This window comes from Acutalibacter caecimuris, assembly GCF_034335085.1.
In the GTDB taxonomy this organism is placed as follows: domain Bacteria; phylum Bacillota; class Clostridia; order Oscillospirales; family Acutalibacteraceae; genus Acutalibacter; species Acutalibacter caecimuris.
In genome coordinates this window covers 1-17,573 of record NZ_JAWXXJ010000004.1, presented here as the reverse complement: position 1 = coordinate 17,573, position 17,573 = coordinate 1, and the positions used below count along the sequence as shown (strand labels likewise).

Here is a 17,573-nt window from a genome sequence, read left to right as displayed (position 1 = left end):
GATGGGGGCTATGCATCCTGCTTGCCGGCCTCTTGGGCCAGATAACGTGCTGTGCACGCCATCAGCCGGACAGCCTCAGGCACCAGGGGCAGGGGGAATTTTAGCAGGAAGGCATCCGCCTCCAAAGTCAGGTCACCCTGGTAGCCGATCTCCTTCAAGGCCGCAGTGAGGCCGGCAAAGTCCACCTTACCGGTGACAAAGGGGAGCGTGTGGCTATCGGCCCACAGGTCATTGTCGTGTACGTGTAGCGCTTGCAGGCGCTGGGGGCCCAGGGCGCGCACATAGGCGGGCAAGTCCTCGTCGGTAAGGGCGGCATGGCCTACGTCCAGGCAGCCTACCAGCCAGGGGCTGCCTACCTGGTCGATGTAATCGCAGAACTCCTGGGGCCGGGAGCAGGCACTGTCCCGGATGCGGTGGGCGGGCTGGTTATACTGCCACATATTTTCGCAGGCTATCTTAATGCCGAACTGCTGGCAATAGGGCAGTAGGCGGCGGTAGAAAGCCAGGTTCATTTCTGTGGTTTCCTGGGCATGGGTGCGGTAGTCCAGGTGGTGCATGGGGTGTACTACAATGATTTTTGCCCCCAGTATGGCGGCAATTTCCATAGCCCGGACAATAGTCTGGAAACGCTCCTCATCTTGGGTCGGGTCGCCTACGCTGGAAGGAAACGGGGCATGGGATTGGTTGCAAATGATCCCGGCTGCATCGGCCACAGCCCGTAGGGCAAGGGCCTGCTCCCGGTAATCCGGTTGATTGAAGGGATCCTTGGGGTCGGTCATGGTGAACAGGCTCAGGTCAAAAGCCTCAAAACCGGCTTGGGCCAGCATCCGGACAGCGGTGGTTTGGTCATACAGGTGGGCAAGGCCCTCCGTAGGAGAAGAAAATAGCATGGTAAGTATCCTTTCTGGCGGGGTATCCCCGGAAATAGTTTGGTATGGTGTGACGGAGCAGGTGATAAAACAGCTTTGCCTTTGAGGGCAACCCTAGCTAATGCGAAACCCGGTTTCCAGCAATGGGCAGTCGGAGAGGCACGCAAGGATAGCGGGAAGGGTTGGAAGGGCGGGAATACCACCGGGCTTTGTGGCGCATACCGAGCCAGCCGCATTGGCAAACCGGCAGAACCCGGCCAGTTGTGCCTGGTCCAGGGTATGCAGTTTCTCCGGGGTATCGAAACCGTTTTGCATCAGTTGGAAGAGGAATGCCCCCCAAAAGCTGTCCCCGGAGCCGGTGGTATCGATGACTTTGGTGTTAAAAGTGGGGTGATGGCATAGTTGCCCCATGTGGGAGGACACACAGCCGTGGGGGCCCAGCGTAACGAGGATCAGTTGGACGCCAAGGGAGTGGAGCTTTTCCGTGCCCTGGGTCATGCTGCTGCAACCAGTGAGCAAGGTTAACTCTTCCTCAGAAACTTTCAGCAGATGGCAAAGTTCCAGGCCTTGTGACATACCTGCGACCCCAGCCTCCTGGGAGGGCCACAGGGGTGGCCGCCAGTTGGGGTCATAAGAAACCAGAAGGCCCATTTTCCTGGCCTCCTCCACCAGCCTGAGAGTGGTACTCTTACCCGGTTCGGTGGTAAGGGAGAGGGAGCCAAAATGCAGCATTCGATACCCTTCTAATGGGGACGGGCCAATTTCCTCCCAACGCAGTTGGGTATCGGCCCCTGGCTTGCGGCAAAAAGAAAAGCTGCGGTCGCCCTCTTCCGTCAGATGGACAAAAGCCAGTGTGGTGAAAAAGTCCGGGTCGTCCACCAACGCGCGGGTGTCGACGCCGTTTTCATCAAGGGCCTGGCGTAAAAGGCGGCCGAAGTGGTCGCCACCTACCTTGCCGGCAAACCCGGCGGAAACTCCCAGCCGGGCCAGTTGCACGGCCACATTGCCGGGCGCGCCGCCGGGGTTAGGGTAGACTGCCCCCGCATACCCCGGTGCATTGACAGGGGTGAAATCGATGAGGAGTTCGCCGGTAGTAAGGATGTCTGGCATAGCAGATTCACATTCCTTCCATATATAATGATACTGTGGGCTGAGGTTGATGTAACATTAGGACTATTATAGCAGAACCAAATAAAAAAGGAAAGGGGGGCGGCAAAGAAATAACCTGTAGGCGGAAATAGACTGGTACGGCCACAGCCTCCTTTATAAGCTAAGAAAAAACTAATGCCGTAGTATTGCATTAGCGGGGCGAAGATGCTATACTATTGGACAATATGCAATTTGAGTGATATGGAGGAAATGAGTAAAGATGAACCGATTTAAAAACCCTTTTTATGGGCAGATACTCAAGCTGGTAACGCCCATAGTGCTGCAAAACCTGCTGAGTTCGGCGGTGAACTCAGCAGACGTGGTCATGCTGAATTTTGTGGGCCAGTCGGCTATATCGGCGGTCAGCTTGGCTGGGCAGTATGCCCATGTGCTGTTTATGCTGTTCTACGGTATCGGCACTGGGGCCACTATGCTGTGTGCACAGTACTATGGCAAAAAGGACTTCCGGGCCATTGAGGTGGTGCAAGGCATTGCGCTGCGTATTTCCCTTAGTGTTTCCCTGGTCGTGGCGGTGCTGGCCCTCACTGTGCCCCAGTATATGATGTTGCTTTTTACCAACGACCCTGAGCTTATCGAACTGGGGGCCGGTTACATCCGCATCCTCAGTGTGTGCTACCTGTGCTGGGGGGTTACAGAGGTATATATCTCCATTTTGCGCAGTGTGGGCCGGGTAGCCATCGGTACGGTGTTGAACACCATCGCCGTGTTGTTGAATGTAGTGCTCAACGCCATCTTTATCTTTGGCTGGCTGGGGGCCCCCAAGCTGGGGGTCATGGGTGTGGCACTGGCAACCTCCCTTTCCCGGTTGGTAGAGCTGGGTTTGTGCTTTGTGGTGTCGGCCCGATCCAAAGAGGTCAAGTTAAAGTTCCGCATGATGTTTGTGCGCAACAAGGCGCTGTTTACAGACTTTGTCAAGCTTTCTTTGCCTGCGGTAGGCAACGACGTAGTGTGGGGCCTGGCCTTCTCCATGTACTCGGTTATCATCGGCCATTTGGGCAGTGATGCCGTAGCGGCCAATTCCCTGGCCTCGGTGGTGCGAAACTTCGGGACCATCCTCTGCTTTGGCCTGGCCAGCGCCGGGGGCATTTTGCTGGGCCAGAAGATCGGCGAGGGCAAGCTGGAAGAGGCCCGGGGTGATGGCCGGCGGGTGCTTTGGCTTACTGTGGCGGCAGGGGCCGTGGGTGGGGCTATTGTGCTGATTGCCCGGCCTTTTGTGCTGATATATGCTGGGGGCGGCAACTTTACCCAGACTGCTTTGGACTATCTGAGTGTTATGCTGCTGATTAACAGCTACTATGTTATGGGTTGCGCGGTCAATACGACCCTCATCGCCGGCGTGTTCCGGGCTGGGGGCGACAGCCGGTTTGGGCTTATCTGTGATGCCATTACCATGTGGGTGTATGCTGTGCCGGTAGGGTTCCTGGCAGCATTTGTATTGAAACTGCCGGTGCTGTGGGTATATTTTATCCTTTGCTTGGACGAGTTTGTCAAGTGGCCGGCAGTGTTCAGGCGCTACCGCTCTGGCAAATGGTTGAAGGACATCACCCGGGACAACCTCTTTGAGGAGCCGGGCGCGGGGCAGGCCGGATGACAGGGACAGCAGTCTACATAACTTCCCTGCCTGCCGGAAAGGCACGGCAGGAGGAAACCGGCGCAGGGCGTGCTCTGCTGGCACTGGGGCTAATGCGTGCCGGTTTTCTGGCAGAGGGTGCGCCAGGGCAGGTGGATATAAACCCTCTACTGGTGTACGGGCCACGGGGGAAACCGGCCTTTCAGGAGTTACCGGTGCAGTTCAGTATTAGCCATAGCCACGGCCTGGTGGCCTGTGCCTTGGGAAAGGGAGAACTGGGCTTGGATGTGGAGCGGCTGCGGATATTTTCCCCACGGCTGGCAGCCAGGGTTGCCAGGAAGGAAGAGCGCTGCCAGGCGGCGCTGGCAGGAGATTTTGACAGCGGTATGACCCAGCTATGGACCTGTAAAGAAAGTTACATGAAGTATACCGGACTGGGGATGGCCCAGGGCCTGCAGGCGATCCCTGTAGCAGCCTTGGGGCCGCAACCCAGGCTGGAAGGGCAACCGGGCCTACATTTAAATAGTATACCCCTATGGAGAGGTGGGCAGCGGTTTTGGCTGACCCTTTGCCAGAGTTTACCAGGTTCGATAGTACTGGAGTTCATCCCCAGGCAGTTATTGGGGACGGGGTAGGCATACCTGGCGGATAGAATGCATATTCATTGAGCATGAACCTACAAGAGAGGATAGATGTTGTATGTTTGTGTCAATGAAACCCAACAAAAAGCGGATCATGGCCTTTGCAGTGCTGGCAGTAGCGGTGGTGGGGGCGGTGTTCTTCCTGCGCTGGCAAAAGGGGGAACAGCCGGAGCCTCAACAGTTTTTCGGCGAAACCAACGAAGAGCGGCTGGCTTTCCTTCAGTCCTTTGGGTGGCAGACAGAGGCCCAGGCCAGTGAGCAGCGCGAGGTGATGATCCCCGCCGAGTTCGACGATGTATACCAGACGTATAATGCCATGCAGCAGGCGCAAGGATTTGACTTGGCCCCTTACGCCGGAGAGATTGTCACCCAGTATAAGTACCACATTACCAACTACCCTGGGGAAACAGAGGTTTTCGCGACGCTCCTGGTCTATGGGCGGCTGATTGTAGGCGGCGACCTGGCCTGTGCAGAGGTGGACGGTTTTATGCATGGCTTTGCGAAGGACAGTGCCCACTATGGGGAAACAGCCCCTGCCCCGGAAAGCCAGGCAGAGAGTGCCTCACAGGGTGGCGAGGTTTCCTCTTCCATGCCGGAGAGTCAGGTGGAAAGCACCGTGGGTGGAACAGAGGCTAGCCCGGAACCTGTGGATAGCCAGCCCGAACAGACCGGCACGGAACCTGTGGAGGATCAGGTGGAAAGTACGGCAGGGGAGGCCGATTGGCCGACGGATTGACCGTTTGAGGCAGCATCTGCCGATGTTGAGAACTTGGGGAGAAAGGTGGAAAACCGCAATATGTAAACCAGCGCGGTTGGCGGGGTATCACCCAAACCGCGTTGGTTTACAATAGTTTACGGGGCGTTTGGCGGGTGTGGAAAATACCGGTAAGCGGTTAGCATTTATGATAATTTTAGCCGAAATTGGCATATTATACATTTTTCTGTAACCTGCTTTGGGTTTTGGTAAAGACATACAAATGGTGTGAAGAATCTTTGGGTATAATAAGACTTTTCAACGCTTGAAATTTCTGATATAATACAGGTAAATCAATTAGGCACTGCGGTGCGGAGAGCGTAGGACGCACACCACCTGCGCCAGGGCAATGTTCTTCTTCATACAATATCTTGGGGAAGGCCGCTGACCCTCCTACCCGTTGCCTGACAGGAGGAAAACATATGGCAAGTTTGAGTTTGCGAAATATCTATAAGATCTACGCCGGCGGTGTTACGGCCGTTACGGACTTTAACCTGGAGATTGCTGATAAGGAGTTTATCATCCTGGTTGGCCCTTCCGGTTGCGGTAAGTCCACCACCCTGCGTATGATCGCTGGCTTGGAAGAGATCAGCAAGGGCGAGTTGTACATCGGCGATACCCTCAGCAACGATATCGCCCCCAAGGATCGCGACATCGCCATGGTGTTCCAGAACTACGCCCTGTATCCCCATATGACCGTGTTTGATAACATGGCTTTTGGTTTGAAACTGCGCAAGACCCCCAAGGATGAAATCAAGCGCCGCGTGGAAGAGGCTGCCCGTATCCTGGACATCGCCCACCTGCTGGACCGCAAGCCCAAGGCTCTGTCCGGTGGCCAGCGGCAGCGCGTGGCCCTGGGCCGTGCCATCGTCCGTGATCCCAAGGTGTTCCTGCTTGACGAGCCGCTGTCCAACTTGGACGCTAAGCTTCGTGCCCAGATGCGCACCGAAATCAGCAAGCTGCACATCAAGCTGGGTACCACCTTCATCTACGTTACCCACGACCAGACTGAGGCTATGACCATGGGCGACCGTATTGTGGTTATGAAGGATGGGTTCATCCAGCAGGTGGACACGCCCCAGAACCTGTATGAGTTCCCTGTCAATGAGTTCGTGGCCGGGTTCATGGGCTCTCCCCAGATGAACTTCATCGATGCCAAGTGCCAGAAGTCCGGCAACGACTTCACCCTGACCTTTGGTGCCTGCACCATCACCATTCCTGCCAAGAAGGCCGAGGGCACTACTATTGCCAACTATGTAGGTAAAGATGTGGTGTTTGGTATTCGTCCCGAGGATGTACATGACGAGCCCGACTTCATCGAGAAGGTAGGCGGCGCCCATGTTTCCTGCGAGGTAGAAGTTACCGAGTTGATGGGCGCAGAAACATATCTGTATCTGGATTGCGAAGGCAACCCTGTTACTGCCCGCGTGGAGCCCACCTCCACAGCCAAGCCTGGCGATAAGTGCAAGATCGCTTTCGACCTGAACAAGATGCACGTGTTCGACAAAGAGACCGAGGTTACGGTTATCAACTAAAATTTGCCATATTTGGGCCGGTGGTTTTCACCGGCCCTTTTGTTTGTTTTTATGGATAAAGGAGCCTTTCCTCAATGCACACAGGTGGATGGCTGTGCCTGTAAAGGGGTTGAATTTTTTTTGTAAATAGTGTATAATAAACAGCAGGTATTATGCGGGCGTGAGATAGGCTTTCGGTTCGCTTTTGTAACCAAAAAATGACTGGTAAGGGGAGAAATTTATGTCCAACAGATTGTTTCAAGGGATTATCCACCAAATGAGCGACGCCATCGACCGCACAATAGGGGTGATGGACGAGTCCTCCGTTGTTATTGCGTGCAGCGACCTGAGCAGGGTTGGCGATGTTTTTGGTGAAGGCGCGTTAGAGAGCATTGGTAGCGATGAGGTTTTTGTTGCGGAGGATCATACTTTTAAGGCTTTTGGCAGCCGCCAGCGGCCTAGCTATGCAGCCTTTGTTTCTGGTGCAGACCCGGATGCCCGGCGTTATGTGCGCATTTTGGCCGTGGCAATGGATAATATTAAGCAATACTATGATGAAAAATATGACCGGGGTAATTTTATTAAAAACGTTATCCTGGATAACATTTTGCCAGGCGATATCTATCTAAAAAGCCATGAATTGCACTTTGATTCTGATGTGGCACGGGTTTGCCTGCTGATCAAGGTCAGCGATAAAAACGAGGTGTCTGCCTTTGAAGTGCTACAAAACCTGTTCCCGGACAAGAATAAAGACTTTGTTATCAACATCAATGAAACGGATATTGCTTTGGTAAAAGAAATCCGCCCGGACATTACCGAGCGGGATATTGATAAACTGGCCCGCTCTATTGTTGATACACTGACGGGGGAGTTTTATGCCCATTGCTGTGTAGGCATTGGCACCATTGTATATAACATCAAGGAACTGGCCCGTTCGTTTAAAGAGGCCCAGACTGCTTTGGAAGTGGGCAAGGTTTTCGATACGGCCAGGGATATCGTCAGCTACAATAACCTGGGTATTGCCCGGCTGATCTACCAGTTGCCTACCACTTTGTGTGAGATGTTCCTAAAAGAGGTTTTCAAGCGCGGTTCCATTGAGAGTTTGGATCATGAAACCCTGTTTACTATCCAGCGTTTTTTTGAAAATAGCTTGAATGTTTCCGAAACATCCCGCAAGCTGTTTGTGCATCGTAATACCCTGGTTTACCGGCTGGAGAAAATCAAGAAGTTGACGGGGCTGGATTTGCGGGAGTTTGAGGATGCCATTGTGTTTAAGGTGGCGTTGATGGTCAAGCGTTATTTGACGAATAATAGTAAATTCTAAAGGCTGGCGGATGCTGCACTTGGCTTTCCGCTGCCAACCTGTACAAAGAGGTGAACTGTTTTTTGATAGAGTTTGTGAATGTATCGAAAGTCTACAACAATGGTACAGAGGCCCTGCACAATGTGGACCTGAAGGTGCCAAAGGGTGAGTTTGTGTTTATTGTGGGCTCCTCCGGCGCCGGGAAGAGCACCTTCCTTAAGCTCATCACTTGTGAAGAGAGGCCCTCCTCTGGCCAGATATTTCTGGACGGTGCTGACATCTCCCGTCTGCGTAAGGGGAAGATCCCTTATGTTCGCCGTAAGATGGGCATGGTGTTCCAAGATTTCCGCCTAATCGACCATATGACAGTGTATGACAATGTGGCCTTTGCTATGCGGGTGGTAGGCTCATCGGGGCGGTCTATCCGCAAGCGGGTGCCTTATATCCTAAGCCTGGTAGGCCTACAGCATAAGGCCAAGCACTACCCGACCGAGCTTTCCGGTGGCGAGCGGCAGCGGGTGGGGTTGGCCCGGGCGCTGGTGAACAACCCGGAACTGATCATAGCGGACGAACCCACCGGTAATATCGACCCGGCACTGTCCTTTGAGATTGTGGATTTGCTTAACGAGATCAACCGGCGGGGGACGACCATTCTGATGGTTACCCATGAGCATTCCCTGGTAAAACATTTCCATAAGCGAATTATCCAGATCCATGGCGGGCAGATTGTAGCAGATACCAATGAGATGGCGGACAGCTATGCCCCGCCGGAAGAGTTTGCTGCCCGGCAACAGGAAACAAGCGGGGAAACACCCACAGAGAAACCGGTGCCCGCACCTGGGCCGGTTCCGATGCCGCCTCCCAAGCTGGAGGACGATGAGGAGGATTACCCACCCCGGCCGGCCTTTGACCGGGACGAGCCCACTTTGTTAGAGGCTCTCTCTACCTCTGCTAGTTATGACGAGGAGGGGAAAATAGTGGATATAGGCCAGGCTGATGATGTACCGCCGGATATTGTGAAGGGACGTAAAAAACGGCCATAACTATTATGGGGCATCGAAGTGTAAAAGCCTTGGCGGAGCGTGATGTCTTTTTTGAGAAAGGAAAGTAGGAAATGGGTATACACAGCATTGGATATTTGTTTAGGGAAGGTGTGAAAGGGTTGTGGAAGAACCGCACCATGAGTATTGCCTCTGTGTGCGTACTGATCTCGTGCCTGTTGATGACAGGCTTGGCAGGGCTGATCTCCATTAACCTCAGTGCTACCATGCGGTCTATTGAGGCCAACAATACGATCACAGTGTTCCTTAGTGAAGATTTACCACCTTTGACAGCCGTTAAGGTGGGCGAAGAGATCCGGGCCATTCCCAACATCAGCGAGTGTACCTTTGTGCCCAAAGAGGATGGCTTGAAGGGGATCATTCAGGATTTGGGTGGGGAAGGCGAGTTATTCAATGTGTTCCAAGGCAAGGACAATCCCCTGCCGGATGCTTACACCATCTCAATGGCAGACCTGAGCCTTTATGACCAGACCGAAGAGGCACTTTTGGCCTTGGAGGGGGTCGACCAGGTTGCAAACTTCCGGGCAGTGGCCAATATGCTCAGCAATCTAGACAGATTGGTGCGGTATGTCAGTTTGGGTATTTTGATTGTGCTGGGCCTGGTGGCACTGTTCATTATTTCCAACACGTTAAAGGTAACCATTTTCTCCCGCCGTATGGAGATCATCATTATGAAGTCAGTGGGGGCAACCAATGGGTTTGTACGGGTACCATTCATTGTTGAGGGCATCCTCATCGGGGTCCTTTCTGGGGCAATTTCCGCCACAGCGCTGTACCTGGGATATGATAAAGCTGTAGAGGTAGTATATAGTATTACAACTATCTTAACGGTTATTGATATTGAACCGTATATTTGGTGGCTGTATGGTGGCTACCTGCTGGTTGGTGCGGTATTTGGCATTATGGGTGGCGTGATTTCCATTGGCAAGTATTTGAAAAAAGAAGGGGAAAACGCCATTATTTAGGTGTTTTTTAGAAAAATCAAATTTCTTCGAAAAATCTCAAAAAACACTTGACAAATGGAGCGGGACGGACTATAATATACAAGGTCGGTTGAGTTGGCCCGGTAGTTCAGTTGGTTAGAACGCTAGCCTGTCACGCTAGAGGTCGACGGTTCGAGCCCGTTCCGGGTCGCCAAGTGTTTATCTTTATGATAAGCGAGTGAGATCGCCGGCAAACAAAGTTTGTACAGCGAACTCATATGCTGCTATGGCTCAGGTGGTAGAGCACATCCTTGGTAAGGATGAGGTCTCCAGTTCGAATCTGGATAGCAGCTCCACAAAACCCCCGTAAGACTGCGGTCTGCGGGGTTTTTGTTTTGTCCAATGGGCTTTCAAAATTGGGCTTGACCCACACCCTGACCCACATACGGAAATGAGCGAAAACGGCTGGAAACTTCCGGAGAGGAAGTCCCAGCCGTTTTGCGGTTCTTGACCCACTTTTATCTGACCTGGTTCATAAAATTCCCAATCTTCTCAGCAGCCTGTTCCTGCTTTTGTCGGGTGGCGTGGGTGTAGGTTCTCAGCGTAAAGCCTGCGTCATAGTGGCCGAGCATAGAGGAGACGGTTTTTACATCTATACCTGCTTTTTATACAAACCAAAAAGAAAGTCTTGCGGAAAGCATAGGGGAGGAAATAATACAGCAGCTTCAACAATCCTCAGAATTATCGGAAGATAAGGTTTTGGAGCGGTATGCTAAGAATAAGGCATTTGTGAACTTGACCTGCGGAGATAAACAGTATGTCTATGGTTCTTTTTATATTGAAGATGCCCTGAATGGAAACGGGAAAGATTATTCTTTTCAAGCCTCTCCCGGAGATCAAGCGAATGATGCTCAGTCTAATGTTACGGGCGCTGAACAAGGGATTGATGGCCTGGCTCCCTACTTAACAGCACAATTTGTAAAGCGGGAATTTTCGTTTCAAAATGCAGATAACGAAGATTGTACGTTGCTTATTCTTGTTACATTGCAGCCGGTAAATGAAACAAAAGGCATTGTTCTTGAGATCCTTCCTATTAACTATAAATGAGCAAATATAGAAATTTGCACAAAACTACCCTACCAATTTCAAAACAGCTTCAAGTGACGCACCATTTTTTATGAACTGGTGCAGATTACCGATTCGCTCTGTTTTGACTTGATCTTGAAAATACCAGTATCCTTCCTCGAAGGTATTGTATTTCCCGGAATACATACAGCACATGTAATGAACCAATGACATAATCAGCCAGTTCCGCTCGATTCCCTGCCGTGAGCGGATCTGATATTTGTCCAGCGCGAGTCTGTTTTTGCTCTGACGGAAAAATAATTCGATTGCCCACCGTTCTGTATATGTGTCAAGGATTTCCTGTGTGGATATTCCGGCATTTGTGGATATAAATACCCTCAGCGCTTTCGGATCTCCAAAAGATTCCCGGGGATAGCTGATAATAACCACCGCGTTTGGAATATCATTGAGTTCTCCTTCGTAGCGGTACACATAGAATTCACGGCCGCCAACGGTCACAAGGCTGACAGCACGGTCTGTTTTTCTCAAATGAAGGGCAAACTCACTGACTTTCTGACGGATCCCGCATGGATAGATGACCCGGTTGGTCTTCAGCGCTCCGATCGTATAAAACCCTTTCCGGATAAAACTGTCCATTACCTTTACGGAGGTATACCAGCTGTCGCAAAGGAAATAGGAAATCACCGGTGCCACGGGAAGCTCATCTGCAATCTCCTGGACACTCTGTATCTTTGATCTTGATTTGTCATACAGGATATTGGCATAATTCAGTATGAGTCCATTACAGGAAAGCATGACGGAAACAATCTGATGCCCATAATCCTGACAGCCCTTTAAATGGGATTGATGGAAGTACGCTGCTTCAATTGGATGCCCGGCCTGTGACGAAGGCCTGGTATGCGAAGCAATCGTATCATCTACAATACAGAAAACAGGCTGTCCTGAGCGTTGCGCTTCCTGATAAATAACCTGTATGACGGCATTTTTCAAAGTATCCTGGAGAGCGGAATCATTCCACTTGCCGTGGTTCAGGAAATAGGCGGTTGTGGTTCTGTGCTGGTTACTTACTTCGGCGAAATCTACAGTTTTCCCCCTGTAACCACGGAGGAAAACGGAAACAATGATAGTCATCAGATGGTTTAGGTACACATCGGATAAAAATAATCCGAGTTTTAAGGTTTTAAAGTAATTGTAAATACTGTTAGAATGATGTATACTGTTTGCAACGGACACCCCCTTGTTGTTTGAGTATGTTGTTTGTTGGTACTTCAATGATACATCATTCAGCAGCGGGTGTCTTTATTTTGTGCAATATTTGGTATTTACTCATTTATAGTTCTGAATCTAATAGAAATAGTAAATAGGGAAAGTATTTCACTTACAGCAAGGCGGGCCAGTTTCCTGTCAACATGAGCCAGTCTGCCTTGTGTGGATTGATCCGTTATGAAAGGCTTGCTTTTTCCCATTAAGTTCAGTACACTGTCAATCTGACACAAAGCATTTCATACTGTTTCCATATTGCTTTGGTATAATAATGTGAGGAGGTGTAAAAATGGCTGTTTTATTGATTGTGGAAGATGATACTGCCACCAACGAGGCAATCTGTGAATATATGAGATCCGCAGGGCATATTACCTTGTCGGCCCTTGATGGTGAACAGGGTTTGCAGATTGCAAGGGAGAAATCGGTTGATTTAGTGGTTCTGGATATTATGCTGCCGAAGCGAACCGGTTTGGAGGTATTAAAAGAATTGCGCCAAACAAGCAACATTCCTATCTTAATGCTTACCGCCCTTGACGATGAGCCTACTCAGGCGGCCAGCTTTGATGAACAGGCGGACGACTATATCACAAAGCCCTTTTCCATGCTTTTGCTGGGAAAACGGGTGACGGCCCTGCTGCGGCGGTGTGGGAAAAGTCCGGAACTGAAACAAATTCAGATGGGCGATATTACGGTGGATTTTGGCGGCTATACTGCTTCCGGGCCGGGCGGCCCTATTGACCTGACACCAAAGGAGATCGACCTGCTGAAATTGCTGATAGAGCATAAAGGTCTGGTGCTTACACGGTCGCAGATCTTGGACGAGTTGTGGGGATATGATTACCCCATCATTGACCGCACGATTGATACCTACATTAAAAATTTACGGAAAAAGCTGAGTCTTAACCGGATTGTAACGGTAAAAGGCGTTGGCTACAAGTATGAGGAACACCCATGAGAAATTTAAAGCTCTTTACTAAAATCTTCTTATACACCTTTCTGGTAATGCTGTTTGTCACCGTGATGGCTCATGTTTTTCTCTATGTGCTTGCGCCGCAAATGACCGTAAGCACCAACCGTTTTGTGGAAGGAGCCATTATTGAGAGTGATGTGAATACTGGTATTTTGATAAAATCCGCTATCGGAAAAGCACTGCCGGTATCCCTGCTTTGCTGCGCCATCATTTCCGCTGGGTGTTCCCTGTTGTTTTCCAGAGCCATGACGAGGCCGATCAAGCAGATTGCGGTTACAACGGAAAAGATGGAAAAGCTGGATAAGGCTGCAGCCTGCGTGGTGCATACGAAGGACGAGATTGGCGAGCTGGCCGCCCGCGTCAATAAGCTGTATGCCAGCCTGCTTTCCACCATTGAAAATCTGGAGGAAGAAAAGCAAAACGTCCGTGAGGCGGAACGGTTGAAAATTGATTTCCTGCGGGCCGCCTCCCATGAGCTGAAAACGCCGGTGACTGCCCTGAACGCGATTTTGGAAAACATGATCTTAGGCATTGGAAAATACAAAGACCGGGATCGCTGTCTGTTGGAATGTAAGGAGATTACCGGGCAGCTATCCTTTATGATTAAAGAAATTTTGGATACCTCCCGGCTGGATTTTACACAGGAGAAACAGGACGCGGAAACCTTTGACCTGTCTGAGCGTCTTCCGGCAATCTGCGAGCCCTATCAGTTGATTGCGAAGGCAAAGGGACTCGACTTTTCTTTCAGCATACAGGGAAAGTGCCCTGTCCACACGTCAAAGAAAAGCCTTGAAAAGATCCTGTCTAACCTGCTCTCCAATGCGGTCGCTTACACAAAGCCGGGATGCAAGATCACCGTTATATTGAACGCCCGACAGATAAAAATAGAAAATGAGTGTACGCCCATCCCGCCGGATAAGCTGGCCCATGTATTTGAGCCGTTCTACCGCCCAGACTTTGCCAGAGATCGCAAAGATGGAGGGAATGGGCTGGGATTATATATTGTAGATACGCTTTCAAAGGCCCTTGGGATGCCCTATCAATTTGAGGCGACCAAAAACCCGCCGGGAATGTGCTTTACCCTTTATCTCCCATAAAGCGATGGCTTTTTTTATCCGTTTCATACTGGTTCCATATTGGGGTGCTATGCTGTCAGCGTTGCAACACTTATCCTATATGAAATGGAGGTCATTCTATGAACTTTATGAATCGAGCGTGGCTGTATATCGTCCGCAAGAGGGGCAAGAGTATCCTTCTTTTTGTCATCTTGCTGGTGATGGCAACCTTTGTATTGACCGCTCTGGCACTGGGGAACGCTTCGAAAGCCGCCCAGCAGGAGCTGCGGCAAAGCCTTGGCGGGAGTTTTCTCATTGGCTTTGACTACACGGAAAACAACCCCTATTTGAAGGTGGAAAGCGTGGAGGGCGGAACCCTGATGTATTCCACCCAGCAGATCAGCCCGGAGCTGGTAGAGCAAATCCGGGAAATTGAGGGGATCAAGGAGTGCAGCGCCACCGTGGAGGGGCTGGCGGCGTTCCCCTCTCTGGAACTATTTACCGGCAATATCCCCATTGAGGAAGAATTTCGCGCATCCTCAAAGATTTTAAGCACATGGAAAAGCGAGGAGCTTACCCGGTTTACTTCCGGGCAGCTTACGCTGACGCAGGGGCGGCATATCCTGCCGGACGACAAAAACAAGGGGCTGATCAGCAAGGATTTGGCTGAGAAAAACGGCCTGAAAATTGGTGACAAAATCCAGACGGACAAAGGCGTGGAGATTGAGATTGTGGGCCTGTTCTCTCCAAAAGAAATCGAAGGCATCAACGATCAGGTGACAACCTACGATAAAATACAAAACCTTATCATCACCGACCTTGCCACTTTGGTGGCTTACGAAAACGGCCCCGCAATACAGGGCTTTAACGAGCTGACGGTATCGGTGAACGACCCGCAGAACATGGAGGAAATCATTTCTAAAGTAAAGGAAATCAGCGGCGTGGACTGGAAAGGCTTTTCTTTTCTGGTTGACAACGAGGACTATGAAAACGCCGCGTCCTCTTTGGAACAGTTATCGGAGCTGGTATCCACCATTTTGACGATCGCGCTGATTGTAAGCATCGCCATCCTCTCGCTCATTCTAACCATGTGGGCCAGAACCCGCATCCATGAAACCGGCGTCCTGCTCTCGGTTGGGATCAGCAAGCTGTCCATCTTAGGGCAGTATATTGCCGAGGTTTTGCTGATTGCGATATTAGCATTTTCCCTCTCTTATTTCTCCGCCAGCGCCATTGCGGGCCAGATGGGAAACGTATTGCAATCCGGGCAGGCGGTAACGGAGGCGCAGCAGGAAGACGGCTTATCTGCCGGAACCCGTGGGGAGGCCGGAACAGATACCGGTGAGCCGGAAATCGAAACCCCGGAATTACAGGTTCGTGTACAGCTTGAGGAAATGGGCCTCCTATTCCTGCTGGGGATCGGGATTGTAACGGTATCCGCTGGAATATCCTCAATTTCCGTCATGCGGCTGAAACCGCGGGAAATTCTATCGAAAATGAGCTGAGAAAGGCGGTAACGATATGAAAAAAGTATGGAAAATGTTTTCTGTCCTCCTTTTTGTGGGATTGCTGTTCACAGGGTGTACCCCCAAGGAGAATAAATCAGACGAAACGCAGGAGCAATCCGGCTCGCCCATCATAGATTACGAGGTGCCGGATAAAGTAAAGGACTATGATTTTGACTATGAATTTGTGCCCGAAGGTGAATAGGAGGTGCCTCTATGGGAATTTTGGAACTGCAAAATCTAACATACTCTTATGACAAAAAGAGGAAGGTGCTGAGAGGGATCAATGCGCAGATGGAGGCGGGAAAAATGTATGCCATTCTCGGCCCGTCCGGGTGCGGCAAGACAACCCTTCTATCCCTGCTGGGCGGTCTGGACAGCCCCACAAGCGGGAATATCCTGTTTGAAGGGAAAGACATTGCACAGGCCGGATTGGCAGGCCATCGGAAAAAGAATGTTTCTTTTATCTTTCAGAGCTACAACCTGATTGACTATATGACCCCGCAGGAGAATGTCCGGCTGACTTCAAAGAAACCGGCACTCCCGTTTCTGGAACGGCTGGGGCTGACGAGGGAGGAATCCAAACGGAACGTGCTGAAACTCTCCGGCGGCCAGCAGCAGCGGGTAGCCATTGCAAGGGCGCTCGCAAGCGAAGCTCCGGTGATTCTGGCGGACGAGCCTACCGGCAATCTGGACGAGGATACGGCTGGGGATATTACGGAAATCTTGAAAGAAAGCGCCCATCAGATGAAGAAATGCGTGATAGTTGTTACCCACTCAGGTGAGCTGGCAAAACAGGCGGATGTGGTGTTCCGGCTGAAAAAGGGTGAATTACAGATAGAGCAAAGCGAGAAATCTTCATAACTATAAATGAGTAAATACCAAATATTGCACAAAATAAAGACACCCGCTGCTGAATGATGTATCATTGAAGTACCAACAAACAACATACTCAAGATTGCCCCGGATCTGCAGGATTATGTGAAAAGCGTCTATGGCGTGGGCTATAAATTTGAAGTATAGGAAGGGTGCGGTATTCTCTGCCGCACCCTTAAATTTTCGTATTTGTTTTACTGCATAAATAGCCTCTTGTTATATATGAAAAAAGAATTGCAAAATAAATTCATAGCCAGAGGCTACTTCGTGTATTGACATTTTTCAAATATGATGCTATACTGAAAACAACCAATTAACCAAAAGGTTAAAAGCTATGAAGGAGGTGTTCTCCTTGTTGAATGTGTCCAGCTTGTCTTTTCATTACCAACCACAAGTCCCTGTGCTGACCGATCTCACTTTTTCTGTGCTGGATGGAGAAATCGTTGGCCTGTTGGGGAAAAACGGAGTTGGAAAAACCACAACCTTAAAGCTGATTTTGGGATTACTACCGATTGAAAAAGGCTCTATCTGCCTTGGTAATTACTCTCTGGAGCTGAACCCCATGCAATACAAGAAACAAATCAGCTATGTTTCTGACAGCCACGATATATACAACAATCTTACGGGAAAGGAGTATTTGAATTTTATAGCGGATATGTACGAAGTACCTTCTAAAACAAGAGGCACAATTTATACTCCGCTGATAGAGGCGTTTCAGGTTGAAAAATATCTGAACAGACCTATCAAAAAATTATCTCATGGGACAAAGCAGAAAATTGCTATTATAGCTTCACTGGTGAACGATCCCCTTCTTTGGGTGTTAGATGAGCCGATGACGGGACTGGATGTAGAAGCGGTTCAGGTCTTGAAGAAATTGATTCAATCCAGAGCGTCCTAGATAGTGTCTACACAAGGTAGAGGAATTGTGATAGAATGGAAGCATCAAAAAAGACAGGAGAGGAAAAGATGGATGCTTCCTATCACAGACACGACATAAGCGATCAAGTGTGGTC

16 protein-coding genes, 2 tRNA genes and 2 pseudogenes are annotated in these 17,573 nt (G+C 50.4%); 16 read left to right on the top strand and 4 right to left on the bottom strand.

Annotation, left to right across the window (positions count from 1 at the left end; genetic code table 11):
- Window positions 1–8: 8 nt before the first annotated feature.
- Together U8U01_RS03470 and U8U01_RS03465 are read right to left on the bottom strand one after the other, a co-directional pair.
- Window positions 9–890, bottom strand: a complete 882-nt coding sequence (locus U8U01_RS03470; protein ID WP_322170417.1) for a sugar phosphate isomerase/epimerase family protein — start codon at window positions 888–890, stop codon at window positions 9–11.
- Window positions 891–983: 93 nt separating this feature from the next.
- Entirely contained in the window at window positions 984–1,979 is a 996-nt protein-coding gene (locus U8U01_RS03465; protein ID WP_322170414.1) for a carbohydrate kinase family protein, read from the bottom strand.
- A gap of 259 nt (window positions 1,980–2,238) precedes the next feature.
- Here U8U01_RS03465 and U8U01_RS03460 point away from each other — a divergent pair, with 259 nt between their 5' ends.
- The 9 genes and pseudogenes from U8U01_RS03460 to U8U01_RS03420 all read left to right on the top strand — a co-directional run bounded on the left by U8U01_RS03460 (window position 2,239) and on the right by U8U01_RS03420 (window position 10,161).
- Entirely contained in the window at window positions 2,239–3,630 is a 1,392-nt protein-coding gene (locus U8U01_RS03460) for an MATE family efflux transporter (protein WP_322170411.1), read from the top strand.
- Complete coding sequence (locus U8U01_RS03455) at window positions 3,627–4,244, top strand: 4'-phosphopantetheinyl transferase family protein (protein ID WP_322170409.1); 618 nt, start codon at window positions 3,627–3,629, stop codon at window positions 4,242–4,244. Before U8U01_RS03460 ends, U8U01_RS03455 begins: the two co-directional genes overlap by 4 nt.
- Before the next feature lie 76 nt (window positions 4,245–4,320).
- Entirely contained in the window at window positions 4,321–4,986 is a 666-nt protein-coding gene (locus tag U8U01_RS03450; RefSeq protein ID WP_322170406.1) for a DUF4830 domain-containing protein, read from the top strand.
- Window positions 4,987–5,426: 440 nt separating this feature from the next.
- The gene (locus tag U8U01_RS03445; protein ID WP_322170403.1) at window positions 5,427–6,539 is read left to right on the top strand and encodes an ABC transporter ATP-binding protein; all 1,113 of its coding nucleotides are present in this window, start codon (window positions 5,427–5,429) and stop codon (window positions 6,537–6,539) included.
- A gap of 220 nt (window positions 6,540–6,759) precedes the next feature.
- Window positions 6,760–7,842 (top strand): helix-turn-helix domain-containing protein, encoded by a 1,083-nt coding sequence (locus U8U01_RS03440; RefSeq protein WP_322170401.1) that lies wholly within the window; start codon window positions 6,760–6,762, stop codon window positions 7,840–7,842.
- 62 nt (window positions 7,843–7,904) lie between these two features.
- Window positions 7,905–8,582 (top strand): annotated as a pseudogene (ftsE, locus tag U8U01_RS03435) (cell division ATP-binding protein FtsE); the annotation flags it as partial.
- Between the two features lie 353 nt (window positions 8,583–8,935).
- Window positions 8,936–9,847, top strand: coding sequence for a permease-like cell division protein FtsX (ftsX, locus tag U8U01_RS03430; protein WP_322170398.1), 912 nt, complete (start codon window positions 8,936–8,938; stop codon window positions 9,845–9,847).
- A gap of 95 nt (window positions 9,848–9,942) precedes the next feature.
- Window positions 9,943–10,019: transfer RNA gene (locus U8U01_RS03425), tRNA-Asp, on the top strand.
- A 66-nt stretch (window positions 10,020–10,085) separates the two neighbouring features.
- Window positions 10,086–10,161: transfer RNA gene (locus U8U01_RS03420), tRNA-Thr, on the top strand.
- A gap of 162 nt (window positions 10,162–10,323) precedes the next feature.
- Here the strand turns inward: U8U01_RS03420 and U8U01_RS17560 are convergent.
- Window positions 10,324–10,464: pseudogene (locus tag U8U01_RS17560) on the bottom strand (tyrosine-type recombinase/integrase); the annotation flags it as partial.
- 100 nt (window positions 10,465–10,564) lie between these two features.
- On the opposite strand from U8U01_RS17560, the gene U8U01_RS03415 reads away from it, so the two are divergent.
- Window positions 10,565–10,912: a hypothetical protein gene (locus U8U01_RS03415; RefSeq protein ID WP_322170395.1), complete on the top strand. Its 348-nt coding sequence runs from the start codon at window positions 10,565–10,567 to the stop codon at window positions 10,910–10,912.
- A gap of 24 nt (window positions 10,913–10,936) precedes the next feature.
- On the opposite strand, the gene U8U01_RS03410 is transcribed toward U8U01_RS03415, so the two are convergent.
- Window positions 10,937–12,022 carry a transposase gene (locus tag U8U01_RS03410; protein WP_322170392.1) on the bottom strand — a complete coding sequence of 362 codons (1,086 nt, stop codon included), beginning with the start codon at window positions 12,020–12,022 and terminating at the stop codon, window positions 10,937–10,939.
- A gap of 421 nt (window positions 12,023–12,443) precedes the next feature.
- On the opposite strand from U8U01_RS03410, the gene U8U01_RS03405 reads away from it, so the two are divergent.
- From U8U01_RS03405 to U8U01_RS03380, 6 genes are all read left to right on the top strand, one after another.
- Window positions 12,444–13,109 carry a response regulator transcription factor gene (locus U8U01_RS03405; protein ID WP_016215687.1) on the top strand — a complete coding sequence of 222 codons (666 nt, stop codon included), beginning with the start codon at window positions 12,444–12,446 and terminating at the stop codon, window positions 13,107–13,109.
- The gene (locus tag U8U01_RS03400; RefSeq protein ID WP_016215688.1) at window positions 13,106–14,221 is read left to right on the top strand and encodes a sensor histidine kinase; all 1,116 of its coding nucleotides are present in this window, start codon (window positions 13,106–13,108) and stop codon (window positions 14,219–14,221) included. The genes U8U01_RS03405 and U8U01_RS03400 overlap by 4 nt, the downstream gene beginning before the upstream one ends.
- A 98-nt stretch (window positions 14,222–14,319) precedes the next feature.
- Window positions 14,320–15,684 (top strand): ABC transporter permease, encoded by a 1,365-nt coding sequence (locus tag U8U01_RS03395; RefSeq protein ID WP_322170387.1) that lies wholly within the window; start codon window positions 14,320–14,322, stop codon window positions 15,682–15,684.
- Between the two features lie 16 nt (window positions 15,685–15,700).
- Window positions 15,701–15,889, top strand: coding sequence for a hypothetical protein (locus tag U8U01_RS03390; RefSeq protein WP_016215690.1), 189 nt, complete (start codon window positions 15,701–15,703; stop codon window positions 15,887–15,889).
- 11 nt (window positions 15,890–15,900) lie between these two features.
- The gene (locus U8U01_RS03385) at window positions 15,901–16,548 is read left to right on the top strand and encodes an ATP-binding cassette domain-containing protein (RefSeq protein ID WP_016215691.1); all 648 of its coding nucleotides are present in this window, start codon (window positions 15,901–15,903) and stop codon (window positions 16,546–16,548) included.
- A gap of 346 nt (window positions 16,549–16,894) precedes the next feature.
- Window positions 16,895–17,458 (top strand): ABC transporter ATP-binding protein, encoded by a 564-nt coding sequence (locus U8U01_RS03380; protein ID WP_322170377.1) that lies wholly within the window; start codon window positions 16,895–16,897, stop codon window positions 17,456–17,458.
- Window positions 17,459–17,573: the final 115 nt, after the last annotated feature.